The sequence below is a fragment of the Streptomyces hokutonensis genome (assembly GCF_000376565.1).
In the GTDB taxonomy this organism is placed as follows: domain Bacteria; phylum Actinomycetota; class Actinomycetes; order Streptomycetales; family Streptomycetaceae; genus Streptomyces; species Streptomyces hokutonensis.
Genome location: NZ_BARG01000006.1, coordinates 237,467 through 257,326, shown reverse-complemented (window position 1 = coordinate 257,326; position 19,860 = coordinate 237,467). Strand labels below are relative to the sequence as shown.

Genomic DNA, 19,860 nt, shown 5'->3' with positions numbered 1-19,860 from the left:
AAGGGCCTTGGAAGGAGGTCTGCTTTGTAAGCAGACCCCGTATTACAGACGTCCCGCAGCCTTGAGAGCCAGATATGCGTCCGCCAGTGCCGGTGCGAGGTCGTCCGGTGTCGCGTCGACGATGGTGACGCCATGCCGGCGGAGTTTTTCCGCAGTGCGGTCGCGCTCGGTCTGGGCGCGTGCCGCGGCTGCCGCCTCGTAGACCGCCTCTGTCGTTCCACGGGCCGTAGCCATGTTCGCGATGTGCGGATCTGCCACGGACGCCACCAGGACGGTATGGCGCTGGGTGAGTTGGGCTAGTACGGGAAGCAGGCCCTCTTCGACGGGGGCCGCGTCGAGGCTTGTCAGCAGGACGATCAGGGAGCGGCGGGGTGCCGTGCGGATTGCGGTGGCTGCCAGGCCTCGGGCGTCTGTTTCGACGAGTTCCGGCTCGAGGGTCGCCATCGCGTTGACCAGTGAGGGGAGTACGTCGCGTGCCGTGCGGCCCTGGACGAGGGCGCGGACCCGGCGGTCGTAGGCGAGGAGGTCCACGCGGTCGCCGGCGCGGGACGCCAGGGCTGCCAGGAGCAGGGCCGCGTCCATGGAGGCGTCGAGGCGGGGGGCGTCGCCGACGCGGCCTGCTGAGGTGCGGCCGGTGTCGAGGACCAGGAGGATGTGGCGGTCGCGTTCCGGGCGCCAGGTGCGTACCGCGACCGTCGTTTGGCGGGCGGTGGCGCGCCAGTCGATGGAGCGGGTGTCGTCGCCGGGGACGTATTCGCGCAGGCTGTCGAACTCGGTTCCTTCGCCGCGGGTCAGCACGCTGGTGCGGCCGTCGAGTTCGCGCAGGCGGGCGAGTTTCGACGGGAGGTGCTTGCGGCTGGTGAACGGAGGCAGGACACGTACTGCCCAGGGGGCAATGTGCGTGCCCTGGCGGGTGAGGAGGCCGAGAGGGCCGTAGGAACGGATGGTCACGCGGTCTGCTTGGCGGTCGCCTCGGCGGGTGGGGCGTAGGCGGGTGGTGAGGCGGCGGCGTTCGCCGGGCGGAACCGTCAGGCGGTGGCGGGAGGCTGCGAATTCCGTGCCGGGGAGCCAGCTGCTGGGGGGCCAGGCATCGCGGATGCGGGCTCGGAGCAGGCGGCGGGACGGGTTGGTGACGGTCAGGGTGACGTCGGCTGATTCGCCCAGGCGTACGGATGTGTCGCCCGAGCGGGCAAGGCTCAGGCGGCGTACGGGGGCGGCCAGGGCGAAGTCGCAGGCGCAGGCCACCGCCAGGGGGGCGTTGACGGCCAGGATGCCCGTCCAGCTGGGTTCCCAGATGCCTACGGGGAGGGAGCCCAGGGCTGCGAGGAGGGCGGCGCGGCCGGTGAGGGCCATCAGCGGGGGACCGGGACGTGGGCGAGGATCGCGTTGATGACGGAGTCCGCCGTCACGCCCTCCATCTCGGCCTCGGGGCGCAGTTGTACGCGGTGGCGGAGGGTGGGGAGTGCCAGGGCCTTCACGTCGTCGGGGATGACGTAGTCGCGGCCCGTGAGCCAGGCCCACGCGCGCGAGGTGGTGAGGAGGGCGGTGGCGCCGCGCGGGGACACGCCGAGGGCGAGGGACGGCGATTCGCGGGTGGCGCGGCAGATGTCGACTACGTAGGCGGTGATTTCGGGGGAGATCGTTGTTTTGGCGACTGCCGCGCGGGCTGCTTCGAGGTCGGCCGCGTTCGCTACGGGGCGCAGGCCGGCGGCGTGCAGGTCGCGCGGGTTGAAGCCTTCGGCGTGGCGGGTGAGCACGTCGATCTCGTCCTGGCGGGAGGGGAGTGGGATCGTCAGTTTGAGGAGGAAGCGGTCGAGTTGGGCCTCGGGGAGGGGGTACGTGCCCTCGTACTCGACGGGGTTCTGCGTCGCGGCGACCAGGAAGGGGTCGGGGAGGGGGCGCGGGGTGCCGTCGACCGTGACCTGGCGTTCCTCCATCGCTTCGAGGAGGGACGACTGGGTCTTCGGCGGGGTGCGGTTGATCTCGTCCGCGAGGAGGAGGTTGGTGAAGACCGGGCCGGGCTGGAAGCGAAACTCGGCGGAGCGGGTGTCGTAGACCAGGGAGCCGGTGACATCGCTGGGCATCAGGTCCGGGGTGAACTGGATGCGCTTGGTGTCGAGTTCGAGTGCGGACGCGAGGGCTCGGACGAGCAACGTTTTGGCGACTCCGGGGACTCCTTCCAGTAGAACGTGTCCGCGGCAGAGGAGGGCGACGACGAGGCCGGTCACGGCGGGGTCCTGGCCGACCACGGCTTTGGCGATCTCGGCGCGCAGGGATTCTAGGGAGGCTCGGGCGGCGCCCGGATTCCCCGCAGGCCCGGCGTTGTCAGTGGTCGGGTCCATCATGGACGGCGTACCTCTCTTTCGAGGGCGTCGAGTTGGTCGGCGAGTGCGATGAGGGCCGCGTCGTCGCTGGGCGGCGGGCCGAAGAGGAGGGCGTGCAGGGTCTGTCCGTCGCCGTGGAGGTGGGCGGAGAGCGCGGGGAGCAGGGCTTCGGGCGTGTGCGCCTGGGAGACGGGGACGCCGACGAGGGGGGCGAGGCGGGTGCGGGTGGTGGAGCGCAGAGCGGTGGCCGCGCGGTCGCGGGCGTTGGCCTTGCGGTAGAGGCGGGCGCGGCCTTCGACGGTTTCGGAGGCGCGGATCGCCACGGGGAGTCTTTCGGGCACCAGGGGGCCGAGTCGGCGTGCCCGCCACAGGGCGGCCAGGGCTGCGGCGACGAACAGCTGCAGGGTGCTCCAGAGCCAGCCCGAGGGGAGCAGGTCGAAGAAGCTCTGGCTGCCGGAGTCGGTGGCCGAGGTGTCGGACAGCGAGGGGAGGTACCAGACCAGATGGGGGCGGGAGCCGAGGAGTTGGAGGGCGAGCGAGGCGTTGCCCTGCTTGTCGAGACGCTTGTTGAAGAGGATGTCTGGCGCGCCGATGACGACTGTGTCGCCGCCCCCGGACGCGTCCGGGAGCCGGAGCAGGGTCGGCCGGCCGTCGCTGGGGTAGCACTCGTCGGCGTCGGTGGCCGTGGTCGTGTACCGGTAGTCGCCGGTTTCCGCGTCGCCCGCGCGCTGGGCGGCGGGCATCGAGCAGTCGGGCGAGAGCGGCGAGTCGAAGCTGGGCCCCGCGTCCACGGTGACCTTGGGGGCGAGCCGGTTCAGGGACGCGGCGCCGGGCGCGACGAGGACCGTACGGCTGCCGGAGTTCGCGAACGCCGCGTGCAGGCCAGCCTGTTGACGCTTGGTCAGCAGGTCCGGGACGGCGACCAGGAGGGTGGTGTCCGGGCCGGCCGCGGCGCGGGCCTGGGCGAGGGTCGAGACCACGCGCGTGGACACGCCCCGGTCGCCGAGGAGTTCGGCGACGGCGCGGCTGCCGTAGGGGTCGGCGGAGCGCGGGTCGAGGTCGCCGTGCCGGGCGTCGGAGCGGATCGCGGCGATCGCGACGGCGGCTGCCATGAGGAGCACGAGCGCGAGGACGATGCCCCGCGCGCGGGTCCACACCTGGCGGACGGTGGGCGAGGCCGAGGTGGCGGGAAGCGTCGCCTCCGTGGTCATTCGGCGGCCCCCTGGCTGGTGTGGTGGGCCGTGCTGTGGGCGCTGCTCGTGAGGACGGGCCTGGTCCGTTCCAGGGCACGGTCGAGTTCGGCGATGCGGCGGTACGACTGCTCGCTCGCGCCGCGTCCGCCGTACGTCACGTCGTCGAAGTGCCCGGCGGCGGCCCGCAGTTCGTCCGTGTGCGACGGAAGTGCGCGGCCGGCTTCCGCGACCGCCTCGTCGGCGGTGCGGCCGGGGCGGACGTCGAGCAGGGCGCGTTCCTCCAGGGAGCGGACGATGGCACGCATGCGTTCCTGCACGGCCGGGTTCCAGTGTCCCTGGGCGGCGTGTGCCTCGGCGGCCGAGCGGTGTTCGGCGGCGCTCCGGGGGCGGTCGTCGAACAGGGCGGCGCTGGAGGCGGGTTCGCGGCGGGGGGTGCCGAGGCGCCACCACAGGGCGGCCACGACCGCGAGGACGACCAGGATGACGACGATCAGGCCGAGCGTTCCGCCGGGGGTCGCCTCCGATGCCCTGCTGAACAGTTTGTCGACCCAGCGGGAGACGGCGTCCAGGGCTCGTTGCACCAGGCTGGGGTCGTTCTCGTGGTACATCTGCTTGGACAGTTCACGCCGGGCCGCCTCCCGCGCGGGGTCGCGCGGGATCGTCACCGGCGGTTCGTCTCCCGAGAGGGCCGACGACCGTACGACTGTGCCGTGGGCGCGCAGCAGCGCCCTCGTGGCCGATTCGACGGTGTGCGGCAGCGCCGCGGGCACCGCTGTGAGAACTCCCCCCGCCAGGCTCACCGCATCAGCTCCCCGGGGTGGGGCCGGAGGCGGCGGTGCCGTAGTCCTGGACGCCGGCGGCACGGGCCAGGTCGAGGTCGAGGGCCTCGCGGCGGATGCGCTGGTCGATGTACAGGAGCACGGTGACGCCCGCCGTGATCGGGAACGAGATCATGCGGCCGATCACCGCGCCGAGGCCGCTGATGACGAGGAACGTCCAGCCGACGTCGCCGGTGCCGTTGACGAGGCCGCTGAGGCCGTCGCCGCTCAGCACTCCGGCGATGAAGGCGAACGGGATCACGAGGATGGACGACAGGATGCTCGCGATGATCTGGGCGAGCAGCTGGATGCCGAAGATCCGCCACCAGGAGCCGCGCACCAGCTTCGCGGAGCGGCTCATCGACTTCACGATGCCCTGCTTCTCCAGCATGAGCGCGGGCGAGGCCAGGGAGAAGCGGATCGCCAGCCAGAGGGTGACGACGCAGCCGGCGAGGCCACCGATGACGGCGAGTGCGATGCCACCGTCCTGGGATGCCGTGACGGCCACGATGATGCCGGGCACGGTGGGGATGCCGATCAGGGCGATGGCCATGAGGATCAGCAGGCAGATCAGGCCGAACAGCCTGAGCACCTGGGGGCGGGCGTCACGCCAGGCTTCCGTGGCGGTGACCGGCTTGCCGAGGACGGCGCGGCTGGTGACGGCCGTGAGCAGGGCGGTGGCGATCACCGTGCCGATGAGGGCGACCAGGTAGACGACGCCGGTGCTGAGGAAGGCCTCGCTCATCGCGCGGGTCACTTCGGAGGCGCTGGCGTTCGGGTCGTCGAGGGCGTTGGTGCTGGTGAGGTCGCTGAAGGCGAAGCCCTGGACGAGGACGACGATGGTCTGCATGACGACCGCGACGGTGAGCGAGATGCCCAGGACCGTGCGCCAGTAGGTGCGCATGGTGGAGACGGCGCCGTCGAGGATCTCGCCGACGCCGAGCGGGCGGAGCGGGATCACACCGGGTTTGGCCGCGGGCGGGGGACCGCCCCAGCCGGCTCCCCAGCCGGGAGCGCCGTAGCCGCCGGGCCCGCCGTATCCCCCAGGGCCTCCGGGGCCCGCCGGGCCTCCGGGGTGGCCTCCGCCCCAGCCCGGGCCGGGTGGTGGGGGCGGTGCCTGGCCCGGGCCCTGGGCGCCGGTGGGCGCGGACCACTGGGCGGCCGGCGGCTGCTCCTTGGACCACTGCGGGCCGGTGCCCGACGGGTCCGTGCCGGGCTGGTCCGCGGGCTGTGCGGGGCCGGAGCCGTCGGTCGGCTCGGTGGGACCGGAGGCGCCGGGCTCGGGCCCGTCGGGCGGGGCGGATCCGGGCGAGGCCCAGCCCGGAGTGTCGTTCATCGTCGCTCCTTCACGGTGCCCGTCCGCGGGCGCGGCGGCAGGTTGGCAGCCATCGTGCCATGGGGTGGTCGACCGGTGACCGGCCGCGGTATGGGCTGGACACCTTCAATTGTCCGCCGGATACGGGGCAGACTGACCGCATGGCTGATCAGTACGCGCAATCCGGCGAGGACGGCCGGCCGACCGAGATACCTGCGATCCGCTGGGACGAGCCCCCCGAGGGGCCCGTACTGGTCCTGCTCGACCAGACGAGACTGCCGGCCGAAGAGGTCGAGCTGGTGTGCACGGACGCCTCCGCGCTGGTGGACGCGATCCGTTCGCTCGCGGTGCGCGGGGCGCCGCTGCTCGGCATCGCGGGGGCGTACGGCGTCGCGCTCGCCGCCGCGCGGGGCTTCGACGTGGACGAGGCGGCGGTGGCGCTGGCGGGCGCCCGGCCGACCGCGGTGAACCTCTCCGTAGGCGTGCGCAGGGCGCAGGCCGCGCACCGTGACGCGGTGGCCAAGGGAGGTGGTCCCGAGCAGGCGGCCGGGGCGGCGCTGGCGGCGGCGCGGCGGTTGCACCGGGAGGACGCCGAGGCCAGCGCACGGATGGCCGCACACGGACTGGCCCTGCTGGACGAATTGCTGCCCGGCGGTGGGCACCGGATTCTGACGCACTGCAACACCGGTGCGCTGGTGTCGGGGGGTGAGGGCACGGCCTTCGCGGTGGCGCTCGCGGCGCACCGGGACGGGCGGCTGCGGCGGCTCTGGGTGGACGAAACGCGTCCATTGCTGCAAGGTGCTCGCCTGACGGCTTATGAGGCGGCGCGCAACGGTATGGCGTACACCTTGCTCACGGACAACGCGGCGGGCTCCTTGTTCGCGGCCGGGGAGGTGGATGCGGTGCTGATCGGGGCGGACCGGATCGCCGCCGACGGTTCGGTGGCGAACAAGGTGGGGAGCTATCCGCTCGCCGTGCTCGCCCGGTACCACCATGTGCCGTTCATCGTGGTGGCGCCGGTGACGACGGTGGATCCGGACACGCCGGACGGGGCGTCCATCGAGGTGGAACAGCGCCCCGGGTTCGAAGTGACGGAGATCACGTCACCCCAAGTGACGGTGTCGGGAGCGGGAGGCGGGATTCCGGTGGCACCCCTGGGGACCCAGGCGTACAACCCGGCGTTCGACGTGACGCCTCCCGAGCTGGTGACGGCGATCGTCACCGAAGAAGGCGCTGTTTCGCCTGTGACGGCGGAGGCGCTGGCAGAGCTGTGTGACAGGTCACGACAGGTAACGATTTAGTTAATGGGATGATGTCGTTTATGAAGGGACGAGTCCTTGTCGTCGATGACGACACCGCACTGGCCGAGATGCTCGGCATTGTGTTGCGTGGTGAAGGTTTTGAGCCGTCTTTCGTAGCCGACGGCGACAAGGCGCTGGCCGCTTTCCGTGAGAGCAAGCCCGACCTGGTGCTCCTGGACCTGATGCTGCCCGGACGGGACGGTATCGAGGTGTGCCGCCTGATCAGGGCGGAGTCCGGGGTTCCGATCGTGATGCTCACGGCGAAGAGCGACACCGTCGATGTCGTGGTGGGCCTGGAGTCCGGCGCCGACGACTACATCGTGAAGCCGTTCAAGCCGAAGGAACTGGTCGCCCGGATCCGGGCGCGGCTGCGGCGGTCGGAGGAGCCGGCGCCCGAGCAACTCGCCATAGGCGATCTGGTCATCGACGTGGCCGGTCACTCCGTGAAGCGGGACGGGCAGTCGATCGCCCTGACGCCGCTGGAGTTCGACCTGCTGGTCGCGCTGGCCCGTAAACCGTGGCAGGTGTTCACGCGTGAGGTGCTCCTGGAGCAGGTCTGGGGCTACCGGCACGCGGCGGACACCCGTCTGGTCAACGTGCATGTCCAGCGGCTGCGTTCCAAGGTCGAGAAGGACCCGGAGCGGCCGGAGATCGTGGTGACCGTCCGCGGCGTCGGTTACAAGGCGGGACCGAGCTGACATGTCCAGGGACAGTGCCGCTTCGGCACCCGGGGGGACCGGGGCCCGCGCGGGGCGGCCTGTCGGCCGGACGGCGGCGGGCTCCCGCTGGGCACGCCTGCTGGAGGGCGGGCTGCTGCAGGGCGGGGTCCAGGGCAGCCCGGTCCTCCGCCTGTTCATGCGCTGGGTCCGTCGGCCGCTGCTGCCGGTCATGCGGCTGTGGCGGCGCAACATCCAGCTCAAGGTCGTCGTCACCACGCTGCTGATGTCGCTGGGCGTCGTCCTGCTGCTGGGCTTCGTCGTCATCGGCCAGGTGCGCAACGGCCTGCTGGACGCCAAGGTGAAGGCCTCGCAGAGCCAGGCCACGGGTGGGTTCGCCGTGGCCAAGCAGCGGGCCGACGAGGCGGCCACCGGGACCGCCGACGACGGCTCCGCGACCGGCGGCAGCTCCCCGCAGAACGTCATCTCCTGGATGAGCGACCTCGTGTCGTCGCTGTCCAGCGGCGGTCAGGGAGCCTTCGACGTGGTGACGCTGCCGGCGGGCGCGGACAGCGGCGCCGGTCGCAGCCCGCGCGGTTCCGGGTACGTCGACCCGTCCGCCAGCGTGCCCGAAGCCCTGCGCGCCCGCGTCAACGACAACACCTCGGCGGCCCAGAGCTACACCCGGATCATCTACAGCAACGGCAAGGAGTCCCAGCCCGCGCTGGTCGTCGGCAAGCAGGTCAACGACCCGAACAACAATCCGTACCAGCTGTACTACCTCTTCCCGCTCACCCAGGAGGAGAAGTCGCTCAGCCTGGTCAAGGGGACGCTGGCGACGGCCGGGCTCTTCGTCGTCGTACTCCTCGGGGCCATCGCGTGGCTCGTGGTGCGGCAGGTCGTCACGCCGGTGCGGATGGCCGCCGGAATCGCCGAGCGGCTGTCCGCCGGGCGCCTCCAGGAGCGGATGAAGGTCACCGGCGAGGACGACATCGCGCGGCTCGGCGAGGCCTTCAACAAGATGGCGCAGAACCTCCAGCTGAAGATCCAGCAGCTGGAGGACCTGTCGCGGATGCAGCGCCGGTTCGTGTCCGACGTGTCGCACGAGCTGCGGACGCCGTTGACGACCGTGCGTATGGCGGCCGATGTCATCCATGACGCGCGCGTGGACTTCGATCCGATGACCGCGCGGTCGGCCGAACTGCTGGCCGACCAGCTGGACCGGTTCGAGACGCTGCTCGCCGACCTGCTGGAGATCAGCCGCTTCGACGCGGGAGCGGCGGCTCTGGAGGCCGAGGCGATAGACCTCAGGGAGGTCGTACGGCGGGTCATCAGCGGGGCCGAGCCGCTCGCCGAGCGCAAGGGCACGCAGATACGCGTCGTCGGCGACCAGCAGCCCGTGGTCGCCGAGGCCGATGCCCGGCGGGTGGAGCGGGTGCTGCGCAATCTCGTCGTCAACGCCGTGGAGCACGGCGAGGGCAAGGACGTCATAGTCAAGCTCGCCACCGCGGGCGGGGCGGTCGCCATCGCGGTGCGCGACTACGGGGTGGGGCTCAAGCCCGGCGAGGCGACCCGGGTGTTCAGCCGCTTCTGGCGGGCGGACCCGGCACGCGCGCGTACCACCGGTGGTACGGGTCTGGGGCTGTCCATCGCCCTGGAGGACGCGCGACTGCACGGCGGTTGGCTGCAGGCGTGGGGTGAGCCGGGCGGCGGTTCGCAGTTCCGGCTGACGCTGCCGAGGACCGCCGACGAACCGCTGCGGGGTTCGCCGATACCCCTGGAGCCCAAGGACTCACGCCGTAATCGTGGACTTAATGACGCCGGTCTGCCGAGCGGGGGCGGCGACAAGCGGGCGACGGTCCCGGTGCAGCCGATGGGTGACCAGGGATCGCCGATATCCGCGCGGACCCCGATCGCGCCGAGGCTGACCGCCACGACCGCGACAGCGGACCCGACGGCGCTGCCCGGCAACGGCGCGCGCGTGGTGCCCCGGCCGACCGGCGGCACCCGGCGCCAGGAGGACCGGCCGACGGCGGACGCGCCCCGGAGCGACACCGCGCCCGGTACGGACCCGGGCGTCGTGCCGGAAGAATCGAACAAGCAGGGGGAGGCATCTCGTGGGCGCTGACCGCGAAGGGGGCGCCCGGCGAAAGCCGGCACGCGCGGCGGCGTACGTCGTGTGTGGCGTCGTAGTGCTGGCGGGATGTGCCTCGATGCCGGACAGCGGGGACCTCCGGGGTGTCGAGTCGACGCCGCGGCAGGACACCCAGGTGCGGGTTTTCGCGATGCCTCCCCGGGAGGACGCGACGCAGGCGGAGATCGTGCAGGGCTTCCTGGAGGCGCTGACCAGCGACGATCCGACCTACAAGACGGCACGCCTGTACCTGACCGCCAAGGCGGCGCGGAACTGGCAGCCGGAGGCGTCCACCACGGTGCTCGCCGACGGGCCGAGCACGGAGGTCGTCCATCCTCCCGGCGGCCGGGAGGACAGCGACGCCTTCACGTACGCACTGACCGGTGCCCGGGTCGCCACGGTGGACTCGCAGCAGGCGTACTCGCCGGCGGACGGGCAGTACAGCCAGCGGGTGCATCTGGCGAAGGACGCGAAGAGCGGGCAGTGGCGCATCGACGGGCTGCCCCAGGGCGTCGTCATGGGCAGCTCGGACTTCCAGCGCAACTACATGTCGGTCAACAAGTACTACTTCGCGTCGAACACGACGGCCGGGACGACCACGCAGCCGATCGCCGTGGCGGACCCCGTGTTCGTACGGCGGCGGGTGGACCCCATGACGCAGATGGTGCGTTCGCTCCTCGACGGGCCCACCAGCTGGCTCGGGCCCGTGGTCAGGTCGAGCTTCCCCACCGGGACGGCCCTGCGCAAGGGGGTCACCTCGCTGACCCCCGACGACCAGAACAAGCTGACCGTGCCGTTGAACCAGAAGGCCTCGCGGGTGGGGCTGGCCCGGTGCAATGAGATGGCGACCCAGATCCTCTACACGCTGCACACCATGACCCCCACGGTGGACGAGGTCGAGCTGCAGGCCGCCAACGGCGCACAGCTGTGCGTGTACTCCGAGAACAACGCGGAGTCCCTCGTGACACGCGGCCCGGTGAACCACCCCGTGTACCTGTACTTCCTCGACGACAAGCACCGGGTGGTGCGGATACCCGGCGGCAGCAGGGGCACCCACACCGAGGCGGTGCCGGGTCCGCTGGGCGAGGGCACCAAGCCGCTGGGATCGGTGGCGGTGTCGCGCGACGAGGAGCGCGGGGCCGGGGTCAGCCTCGACGGGAAGTCGCTCTACGTCGGGTCGATGGTGTCGGGCGCGTCCCTCGGGGACCCCGTGCTGACCAGTCAGGGCAAGACGGCGGACGACCGGCTGACGGCTCCCAGCTGGGATGTGCAGGGCGACCTCTGGGTGGCCGACCGGGACCCGAACAACCCCCGGCTGCTTCTGCTGCAGCAGGGCGCCGGCCAGCCGATCGCGGTCGACACCCTGGGGCTGGACGGCCGGATCGAGTCGGTCCGGGTGGCGGCCGACGGGGTGCGGATCGCGCTCGTCGTCGAGAAGAACGGCAAGCGGTCCCTGCAGATCGGGCGGATCCAGCGGAGCGGCGCGACCGGGGAGCAGCCTGTGGTCTCGGTCCTCGAACTGCGGTCCGCGACCCCGGACCTGGAGGAGATCACGGCCATGTCGTGGGCCGGGGACAGTCGGCTCGTGGTGGTCGGGCGCGCGCAGGGCGGCGTGCAGCAGATGCGGTACGTCCAGGTCGACGGCTCCACCCCGGAGGGCCCGGCGCCCACGGCCCTGACCGGCGTGAAGGAGATCGCCGCGTCCGAGGACGACAAGTTGCCGCTGGTGGCCTTCTCGGAGGACGGGATCGTACGGCTGCCCACCGGGGCGCAGTGGCAGAAGGTGGTCAAGACGGGGTCGGCTCCGGTTTATCCGGGGTGAGGGTGATTGTTGGTCCAACTGGGTTGAGGTGCTTGCCAGTTGGGCTGGGTTGAATACGTGAGGAGCGGCCGTCTTCGGTCGGGCTGAGGCTCGGCAGGAGGCGGCCGTTCGCGTGTTCCGGGGTGGGGTCGCACTCGTGTGGGGGACGGCTGGCGGCGGTTGCGCGGAGTTGTCCACAGGCGGGTGTCCGGCGGTTGTCCACAGGGGTGGCCGGTCGACGAGGGCCTTGGCACAGTGGTGGCCATGCGGGGGTGGTGGCGGGACCTCACGGATCTGGTGCTGCCGGCCGAGTGCGGAGGCTGCGGGACGCCTCGCACGGTGCTCTGCCCTGAGTGCCGTGCCGCCCTGAGCGGGGCCGTACCGAGCCGGGTACGACCGGTGCCCGAGCCGTCCGGGCTGCCGGCGACGTATGCGGCGGCTCCTTACGCGGACGAGGTGCGCGCGATGCTCCTCGCCCACAAGGAACGGGGCTCACTGGCCCTCACGGGGCCACTGGGCGCGGCTCTCGCGGGCGCTGTGCGGGTGGGGCTCCGGGAGTGCCGGGTGCGGGGTCGTGGGGCTGTGACGGGGCAGGACGGGGGGTTGGCGGGTCAGCGCGGGAGTTCGGCGGAGTGGGGTGGAGGTTCGGCGGGGTTCGACGGGGACTGGGTGCCGGGATTCGGTGGGCTGGGAGAGGAGGGCGAGTGGGACGACTGGGCTGAGGGGCCAGCAGTAGGGGCGCGACAGGCACTCGTGGGAGCACGGCGGGCACCTGCGGGGCGACACGGGACCGTCGTAGGCGACGCCCTGTTCCGGAGGGGCGTTGTCGAGGCACCGGTGTTGCTCATTCCCGTGCCCTCCGCGCGCAGCGTGGTGCGGGCTCGTGGGCATGATCCGGCGCGGCGGATCGCTCTCGCGGCGGCGGGGGAGTTGCGGCGGAGCGGGACGCCGGCCCGGGTGGTGGCCGTGCTGCGGCAGCGGCGGTGGGTGGCCGACCAGTCGGGGCTCAACTCCCGGCAGCGGCTGGACAATCTCGCCGGTGCTCTGGAGGTGGTCGCGGGTGGTGCCCGGTTGCTGGTCGGCGGTCCGGTCGTGCTCGTCGACGACCTGATGACGACGGGGGCCTCGTTGCGGGAGGCGGCGCGTGCCGTGCGTGAGGCGATCACCCGCGAGGGACCAGGAGGAGCAGTTGGAGCAACTACGGCTGTGTACGCGGGTGTGTCCCGGGAAGGCAGAGGGGAACAGATGCTGGCAGCAAAGGAGAAGGGGCGACAGATGGCACTCAGTGCACCGGGAATCGTGGGTGTGAACGGTCCCGGTGACCTGATCTGCGCAGCCGTGATCGCGGCGTCGCCAGATTCCTTCGAAATAAACCGGAACTGACTGCAAACTTGCGTCGTTGCAGGTTATGACAGGACCAATTCACCTGAACGGAGGTACGCCGCGGTAGAGGGTGACGACATCCGTCCGGGCGAGATATGTTCGGTTGTGAGAGAAAGGCGCAGGCCGCACCTCTCCTATCCGAATGCCGTGCCGCGGGTTTTCTGCAATCGCCGCGGCCATGGGGTGGAGATCTTGCCCATGGGGGAGGAGGAGGTGGAAGTCACCGAGTCCGAGGTTCCGGGGTGACCGGAACTTGGTGCAAAAGGGAGACGCTCCGCAGCGAAGCGGAGTGATCCGGGAACGGAGTTCTGCGTGGACATCGTCGTCAAGGGCCGCAAGACCGAGGTGCCCGAGCGGTTCCGCAAGCACGTGGCCGAGAAGCTGAAGCTGGAGAAGATCCAGAAGCTCGACGGCAAGGTGATCAGCCTCGACGTCGAGGTGTCCAAGGAGCCCAACCCCCGACAGGCCGACCGTTGCGACCGGGTGGAGATCACGCTCCGCTCCCGCGGTCCGGTGATCCGGGCGGAGGCATCGGCCAACGATCCGTACGCGGCGCTCGACCTCGCGGCGGAGAAGCTGGATGCCCGGCTGCGCAAGCAGCACGACAAGCGTCACACGCGCCGCGGTGCCCGTCGGCTCACGGCCGCCGAGGTCCCCGACCACGTCCCGGGCGCGGCGACGCTCAACGGCAACGGCCACGCCGCCCCCGACGAGCAGTCGGACGGCGTGCCCACCAAGAAGATCGGCTCGCTGGAAGTGAAGGGCGAAGGCCCCCTCATCGTCCGCGAGAAGACCCACGTCGCTTCCCCGATGTCCCTCGACCAGGCCCTCTACGAGATGGAACTGGTCGGACACGACTTCTACCTGTTCGTCGACTCCGAGACCAAGGAACCGAGTGTCGTCTACCGACGGCACGCCTACGACTACGGCGTCATCCACCTCAGCACGGACCCGATGGTGACCCAGGCGCAACCGCCCGCGGCGGGCGGCACGTTGGGCGGCTGACCCACCCGGCGACAGCTGAGCCGGTGCCCCTGGAGCGTGTGTGCGCCCCCAGGGGCACCGGTGTGCGACCACTTCGCGCCCCGCTCCGTGACCGCACTGTCGCCCGGGCATGGAATCATGGCCGCACAGGGCCCAACCGGTGGGCCGCTGCCTTGGGTTGGCGATGGCGCAGGACCACAGGCCACAGCCTTCAGGGGGAGGAACGATGGCGGACAGCTTTGGACCGATGCATGTCGAGGATGCCGATGGCGTCGTCGCCATGGGCCCGGAAGCGGGCTCGACACGCAAGGAGCCGATCAGAGTCCTTGTCGTGGACGACCACGCCCTCTTCCGCCGAGGCCTGGAGATCGTGCTGGCGGCCGAGGAGGACATCCAGGTCGTCGGCGAGGCGGGCGACGGCGCCGAGGCGGTGGACAAGGCCGCGGACCTGCTGCCGGACATCGTGCTGATGGACGTACGGATGCCGAAGCGGGGCGGGATCGAGGCGTGCACCTCCATCAAGGAAGTGGCACCGAGCGCGAAGATCATCATGCTGACGATCAGTGACGAAGAGGCCGATCTCTACGACGCGATCAAGGCGGGCGCGACGGGATATCTCCTCAAGGAGATCTCGACCGACGAGGTGGCCACCGCCATTCGCGCGGTGGCCGACGGACAGTCGCAGATCAGCCCCTCCATGGCGTCGAAGCTGCTCACCGAGTTCAAGTCGATGATCCAGCGCACCGACGAGCGCCGATTGGTGCCGGCGCCGCGGCTCACCGACCGTGAGCTGGAGGTTCTCAAACTCGTCGCCACCGGTATGAACAACCGCGATATCGCCAAGCAGTTGTTCATCTCCGAGAACACCGTGAAGAACCATGTGCGCAACATCCTGGAGAAGCTGCAGCTGCACTCCAGGATGGAGGCCGTCGTCTACGCGATGCGGGAGAAGATCCTCGAAATCCGGTGACCCTCACGCCAGCAGGCGCAGGAGCTCTCCGGCGAGGGGCGCGCGCAGCTCGGGCGCGTCGACCCGCTCCACGCGTACGTCCGTGCAGTCCACCCAGCTCGCGGCCTCGACCAGAGCCTGCGCCACGGACGGGACGGCCTTCGCGCCGTCCAGGGTGACCTGCTTGGCCACCAGAGTGCGGCCCTCCCGCGCCGGGTCGACGCGGCCGACCAACTGGCCGCCGGCGAGGACCGGCATCGCGAAGTAGCCGTGGATCCGCTTCGGTTTGGGGACGTAGGCCTCCAGGCGGTGGGTGAAGCCGAAGATCCGCTCCGTGCGGGCCCGCTCCCAGATCAGGGAGTCGAACGGTGACAGGAGCGTGGTGCGGTGCCGACCGCGCGGGGCCGTCTCCAGGGCCGCCGGGTCGGCCCAGGCCGGCTTGCCCCAGCCCTCCACCGTGACCGGGACCAGGCCCGAGTCGGCGATCACCGCGTCGACCTGCTCGCCCTTGAGGCGGTGGTAGTCGGCGATGTCCGCGCGCGTGCCGACGCCCAGTGACTGGCCCGCCAGCCGGACCAGGCGACGGAGGCACTCGGTGTCATCCAGCTCGTCGTGCAGCAGCGGTTCCGGGATCGCGCGCTCGGCGAGGTCGTACACCCGCTTCCAGCCGCGGCGCTCCACGCACACCACCTCGCCGTACATGAGCGCGCGCTCCACGGCGACCTTGGCGCCGGACCAGTCCCACCACTCGCTGGTGCGCTTGGCGCCGCCCAACTCGGTGGAGGTGAGGGGGCCTTCGGCGCGGAGCTGCTTGATCACCTGGTCGTAGGTGCCGTCGGGGAGGTCGTGGTTCCAGTGCGGCCGGCTGCGGTAGGCGCGGCGGCGGAAGGCGAAGTGGGGCCACTCCTCGACGGGGAGGATGCAGGCCGCGTGGGACCAGTACTCGAAGGCGTGCGTCTGGGTCCAGTACGCGTCCTCGACCGTCCTGCGGGGGACGGCGCCGAGGCGGGCGTACGGGATGAGTTCGTGGGAGCGGGCGAGGACCGAGATGGTGTCGAGCTGGACCGCGCCGAGATGGCGGAGCACGCCGCGCACGCCCGCGCGGCGGTCGGGGGCGCCGAGGAAACCCTGTGCGCGCAGGGCGATGCGGCGGGCGTCGGCTGCCGACAGGTCGGTCGTGGGGCGCGGGGCACTCGTCATGTCTCCGCACGATAGAGGGTGCCACTGACAACCCGTGCTGACCTGTGGATTTACCGCTCTACGGCTGCGCGGGCAGGTACGGCGCGGTCGAGGGCAGGCCCAGGTCCGAGGGGAGCAGGGAGGCGACCCAGCAGTCCCGTCGTACGCCCTTGTTGTTGATCGCGGAGCGGAGAGTGCCCTCGATGGTGAAGCCGGCGTGTTCGGCCACCGCGCGGGAGCCCTTGTTGCCGACCTCCGCGCGCCATTCCACGCGGTCGATCGAGAGCCGGGTGAAGGCCCAGCGGGAGACGGCGACGGTGGCCTCCGTGATGTAGCCGTTGCCGCGGTACTCCTTGGTGGCCCAGAAGCCGACCTCGCCGACGCCCAGGGAGCGCATCGTGATGCCGAGCATGCCGACGAGCTCCCCTTCGGGGAGAAAGACACCGAAGGTGAACATCGAACAGTTCGCCCAGCCCTCAGGCGCCAGCTGCTCGGTGAAACTCCGCGCGTGCTCCGGGAGGTAGGGCGAGGGGATCGTCGTCCAGCGCTGGATCTCGGGGTCCTGGGCGGCGGAATACACGACATCGGTGTCCTGTGGGCCGACGCTGCGCAGGACGAGGCGGTCGGTCGTGAGCGTGACGGGTTCCATCGGCCGATTCTGCTCGGGGGCGCACAAGGACGCCATGCTTTTGCGCTGCGTGAGCGAGTGATCACATTTCGCGCAATTCCTCGGAACGACGCGGCACCATCGGCGACTCCCGGCCGTTGTCCCCTTTGAAGCGTTTTTGAAGTAGTGGACGGTCGGCGTCCCCGGCAGGCTCCCGGCGTGGCGGGGTCCTCGCATACGATGGCCGTTGCTCAGCCATGTCATTGGAAACCGACCGTCCCAGGCCCGACCGGCAAGGAGACCAACCCCCGTGTCCGTCCTCTCGAAGATCATGCGTGCAGGCGAAGGCAAGATCCTGCGCAAGCTGCACCGCATCGCGGACCAGGTCAACTCCATCGAAGAGGACTTCGTCGACCTCTCCGACGCCGAGCTGAAGGCCCTCACCGAGGAGTACAAGCAGCGCTACGCCGATGGTGAGACCCTGGACGACCTGCTCCCCGAGGCGTTCGCCACCGTGCGCGAGGCCGCCAAGCGCGTCCTCGGCCAGCGCCACTACGACGTGCAGATGATGGGCGGCGCCGCGCTGCACCTCGGCTACGTCGCCGAGATGAAGACCGGCGAGGGCAAGACCCTGGTCGGCACCCTGCCCGCGTATCTGAACGCCCTCTCCGGGGACGGCGTCCACCTCATCACGGTCAACGACTACCTGGCCGAGCGCGACTCCGAGATGATGGGGCGCGTCCACAAGTTCCTGGGCCTCGAGGTCGGCTGCATCCTCGCCAACATGACCCCGGCCCAGCGCCGCGAGCAGTACGCGTGCGACATCACCTACGGCACGAACAACGAGTTCGGCTTCGACTACCTGCGCGACAACATGGCGTGGTCGAAGGACGAACTGGTGCAGCGCGGCCACAACTTCGCGATCGTCGACGAGGTCGACTCGATCCTCATCGACGAGGCCCGTACACCGCTGATCATCTCCGGCCCGGCCGACCAGGCCACCAAGTGGTACGGCGACTTCGCCAAGCTGGTCACCCGCCTGAAGAAGGGCGAGGCCGGCAACCCGCTCAAGGGCCTGGAGGAGACCGGCGACTACGACGTCGACGAGAAGAAGCGCACGGTCGCCATCCACGAGGGCGGCGTCTCCAAGGTCGAGGACTGGCTGGGCATCGACAACCTCTACGAGTCGGTGAACACCCCGCTGGTGGGCTACCTGAACAACGCCATCAAGGCGAAGGAGCTCTTCAAGAAGGACAAGGACTACGTCGTCATCGACGGCGAGGTCATGATCGTCGACGAGCACACCGGCCGTATCCTCGCCGGCCGCCGCTACAACGAGGGCATGCACCAGGCGATCGAGGCGAAGGAAGGGGTGGACATCAAGGACGAGAACCAGACACTCGCCACGATCACCCTCCAGAACTTCTTCCGCCTCTACGGCAAGCTCTCCGGCATGACCGGTACGGCGATGACCGAGGCCGCCGAGTTCCACCAGATCTACAAGCTCGGCGTCGTCCCGATCCCGACCAACCGGCCGATGGTCCGCAAGGACCAGTCCGACCTGATCTACCGCACCGAGGTCGCGAAGTTCGAGGCGGTCGTCGACGACATCGCCGAGAAGCACGAGAAGGGCCAGCCGATCCTCGTCGGTACGACGTCGGTCGAGAAGTCCGAGTACCTCTCGCAGCAGCTCGCCAAGCGCGGCATCCAGCACGAGGTGCTGAACGCCAAGCAGCACGACCGTGAGGCGCCGATCATCGCCCAGGCCGGCCGCAAGGGCGCCGTGACGGTCGCCACCAACATGGCCGGCCGCGGTACGGACATCAAGCTCGGCGGCAACCCCGACGACCTCGCCGAGGCGGAGCTGCGCCAGCGCGGCCTCGACCCCGAGGAGCACATCGAGGAGTGGGCGCAGGCCCTGCCCGCCGCCCTGGAGAACGCCGAGCAGGCGGTCAAGGACGAGTTCGAGGAGGTCAAGGACCTCGGCGGCCTCTACGTCCTCGGCACCGAGCGGCACGAGTCGCGCCGTATCGACAACCAGCTGCGCGGTCGCTCCGGCCGTCAGGGCGACCCGGGCGAGTCCCGCTTCTACCTCTCCCTCGGCGACGACCTGATGCGGCTGTTCAAGGCCCAGATGGTCGAGCGCGTGATGTCCATGGCGAACGTCCCGGACGACGTGCCGATCGAGAACAAGATGGTCACCCGCGCGATCGCGTCCGCCCAGTCGCAGGTCGAGCAGCAGAACTTCGAGACCCGCAAGAACGTCCTCAAGTACGACGAGGTCCTCAACCGGCAGCGCGAGGTCATCTACGGCGAGCGCCGCCGTGTCCTGGAGGGCGAGGACCTGCAGGACCAGGTCGTGCACTTCATGGACGACACGATCGACGCGTACATCACCGCGGAGACCACCGAGGGCTTCCCGGAGGACTGGGACCTCGACCGGCTGTGGGGCGCGTTCAAGCAGCTCTACCCGGTGAAGGTCACCGTGGAGGAGCTGGAGGAGGCGGCCGGGGACCGGGCCGGTCTGACCGCCGAGTTCATCTCCGAGTCCATCAAGGACGACATCCACGAGCAGTACTCGGGCCGCGAGGAGCAGCTCGGCTCCGAGATCATGCGTGAGCTGGAGCGCCGGGTCGTGCTGTCGGTCCTGGACCGCAAGTGGCGCGAGCACCTCTACGAGATGGACTACCTCCAGGAGGGCATCGGCCTGCGCGCGATGGCCCAGAAGGACCCCCTGGTCGAGTACCAGCGCGAGGGCTTCGACATGTTCACCGCCATGATGGACGGCATCAAGGAGGAGTCCGTCGGCTACCTGTTCAACCTGGAGGTCCAGGTCGAGCAGCAGGTCGAGGAGGTCCCCGTCGAGGACGCGCAGCCGACGTCCCTCGACAAGGAGGACACGGTTCCCGCGCAGGCGAGCGCCCGTCCCGAGATCCGCGCCAAGGGGCTCGACGCACCGCAGCGGCCGGACCGGCTGCACTTCTCCGCGCCCAGCGTGGACGGCGAGGGCGGCATCGTCGAGGGCGACTTCACCAGCGACGACGAGCCGGTGCGCTCCGAGGCGGACGGCCTCACGCGCGCGGAGCGCCGCAAGCAGGGGCGCCGGGGCAGCCGTCGCAAGAAGTGACGGCCGCTCCGCGAGTTCGGTGACGAGCGTCTCCGGGTGAGGGGCCGAGCTGTCGGGGCCGCTCCCTGGTGAATGACCGCGGAGGCCTC

The 19,860-nt window shown here is 70.5% G+C and carries 15 protein-coding genes; 8 read left to right on the top strand and 7 right to left on the bottom strand.

Features of this window, described 5'->3' with window-relative positions; all coding sequences use genetic code 11:
- Positions 1-42: 42 nt before the first annotated feature.
- From SSP08S_RS02670 to SSP08S_RS02650, 5 genes are read right to left on the bottom strand one after another with little or no spacing between them, the layout of a single operon-like run.
- Positions 43-1,353, bottom strand: coding sequence for a DUF58 domain-containing protein (locus SSP08S_RS02670; RefSeq protein ID WP_019066029.1), 1,311 nt, complete (start codon positions 1,351-1,353; stop codon positions 43-45).
- Positions 1,353-2,345, bottom strand: coding sequence for an AAA family ATPase (locus tag SSP08S_RS02665; RefSeq protein WP_043259228.1), 993 nt, complete (start codon positions 2,343-2,345; stop codon positions 1,353-1,355). The genes SSP08S_RS02670 and SSP08S_RS02665 overlap by 1 nt, the downstream gene beginning before the upstream one ends.
- Entirely contained in the window at positions 2,342-3,535 is a 1,194-nt protein-coding gene (locus SSP08S_RS02660) for a DUF4350 domain-containing protein (RefSeq protein WP_019066027.1), read from the bottom strand. Before SSP08S_RS02660 ends, SSP08S_RS02665 begins: the two co-directional genes overlap by 4 nt.
- The gene (locus SSP08S_RS02655; RefSeq protein WP_026178129.1) at positions 3,532-4,317 is read right to left on the bottom strand and encodes a DUF4129 domain-containing protein; all 786 of its coding nucleotides are present in this window, start codon (positions 4,315-4,317) and stop codon (positions 3,532-3,534) included. Before SSP08S_RS02655 ends, SSP08S_RS02660 begins: the two co-directional genes overlap by 4 nt.
- 4 nt (positions 4,318-4,321) lie before the next feature.
- Positions 4,322-5,671 carry a DUF7544 domain-containing protein gene (locus SSP08S_RS02650; protein ID WP_019066025.1) on the bottom strand — a complete coding sequence of 450 codons (1,350 nt, stop codon included), beginning with the start codon at positions 5,669-5,671 and terminating at the stop codon, positions 4,322-4,324.
- 140 nt (positions 5,672-5,811) lie between these two features.
- Between SSP08S_RS02650 and mtnA the strand changes: the two genes are divergently transcribed.
- The 7 genes from mtnA to SSP08S_RS02615 all read left to right on the top strand — a co-directional run bounded on the left by mtnA (position 5,812) and on the right by SSP08S_RS02615 (position 14,879).
- Entirely contained in the window at positions 5,812-6,951 is a 1,140-nt protein-coding gene (gene mtnA, locus SSP08S_RS02645; RefSeq protein ID WP_019066024.1) for an S-methyl-5-thioribose-1-phosphate isomerase, read from the top strand.
- An 8-nt stretch (positions 6,952-6,959) separates the two neighbouring features.
- The gene (gene mtrA / locus SSP08S_RS02640; RefSeq protein ID WP_187284748.1) at positions 6,960-7,649 is read left to right on the top strand and encodes a two-component system response regulator MtrA; all 690 of its coding nucleotides are present in this window, start codon (positions 6,960-6,962) and stop codon (positions 7,647-7,649) included.
- Position 7,650: 1 nt separating this feature from the next.
- Positions 7,651-9,735 carry an MtrAB system histidine kinase MtrB gene (gene mtrB / locus SSP08S_RS02635; protein WP_019066023.1) on the top strand — a complete coding sequence of 695 codons (2,085 nt, stop codon included), beginning with the start codon at positions 7,651-7,653 and terminating at the stop codon, positions 9,733-9,735.
- Positions 9,725-11,563, top strand: a complete 1,839-nt coding sequence (locus tag SSP08S_RS02630) for an LpqB family beta-propeller domain-containing protein (RefSeq protein WP_026178128.1) — start codon at positions 9,725-9,727, stop codon at positions 11,561-11,563. The genes mtrB and SSP08S_RS02630 overlap by 11 nt, the downstream gene beginning before the upstream one ends.
- A 243-nt stretch (positions 11,564-11,806) precedes the next feature.
- On the top strand, positions 11,807-12,925 hold the full coding sequence (locus tag SSP08S_RS02625; RefSeq protein ID WP_026178127.1) for a hypothetical protein: 1,119 nt from the start codon (positions 11,807-11,809) through the stop codon (positions 12,923-12,925).
- Positions 12,926-13,237: 312 nt separating this feature from the next.
- The gene (gene hpf, locus SSP08S_RS02620; RefSeq protein WP_019066020.1) at positions 13,238-13,930 is read left to right on the top strand and encodes a ribosome hibernation-promoting factor, HPF/YfiA family; all 693 of its coding nucleotides are present in this window, start codon (positions 13,238-13,240) and stop codon (positions 13,928-13,930) included.
- 205 nt (positions 13,931-14,135) lie between these two features.
- On the top strand, positions 14,136-14,879 hold the full coding sequence (locus tag SSP08S_RS02615; RefSeq protein WP_026178126.1) for a response regulator: 744 nt from the start codon (positions 14,136-14,138) through the stop codon (positions 14,877-14,879).
- Positions 14,880-14,882: 3 nt separating this feature from the next.
- On the opposite strand, the gene SSP08S_RS02610 is transcribed toward SSP08S_RS02615, so the two are convergent.
- Together SSP08S_RS02610 and SSP08S_RS02605 are read right to left on the bottom strand one after the other, a co-directional pair.
- Positions 14,883-16,058 (bottom strand): winged helix-turn-helix domain-containing protein, encoded by a 1,176-nt coding sequence (locus tag SSP08S_RS02610; protein WP_019066018.1) that lies wholly within the window; start codon positions 16,056-16,058, stop codon positions 14,883-14,885.
- Between the two features lie 58 nt (positions 16,059-16,116).
- Positions 16,117-16,686 carry a GNAT family N-acetyltransferase gene (locus tag SSP08S_RS02605; protein ID WP_019066017.1) on the bottom strand — a complete coding sequence of 190 codons (570 nt, stop codon included), beginning with the start codon at positions 16,684-16,686 and terminating at the stop codon, positions 16,117-16,119.
- A 268-nt stretch (positions 16,687-16,954) separates the two neighbouring features.
- Here SSP08S_RS02605 and secA point away from each other — a divergent pair, with 268 nt between their 5' ends.
- Complete coding sequence (gene secA, locus SSP08S_RS02600) at positions 16,955-19,771, top strand: preprotein translocase subunit SecA (RefSeq protein WP_019066016.1); 2,817 nt, start codon at positions 16,955-16,957, stop codon at positions 19,769-19,771.
- Positions 19,772-19,860: the final 89 nt, after the last annotated feature.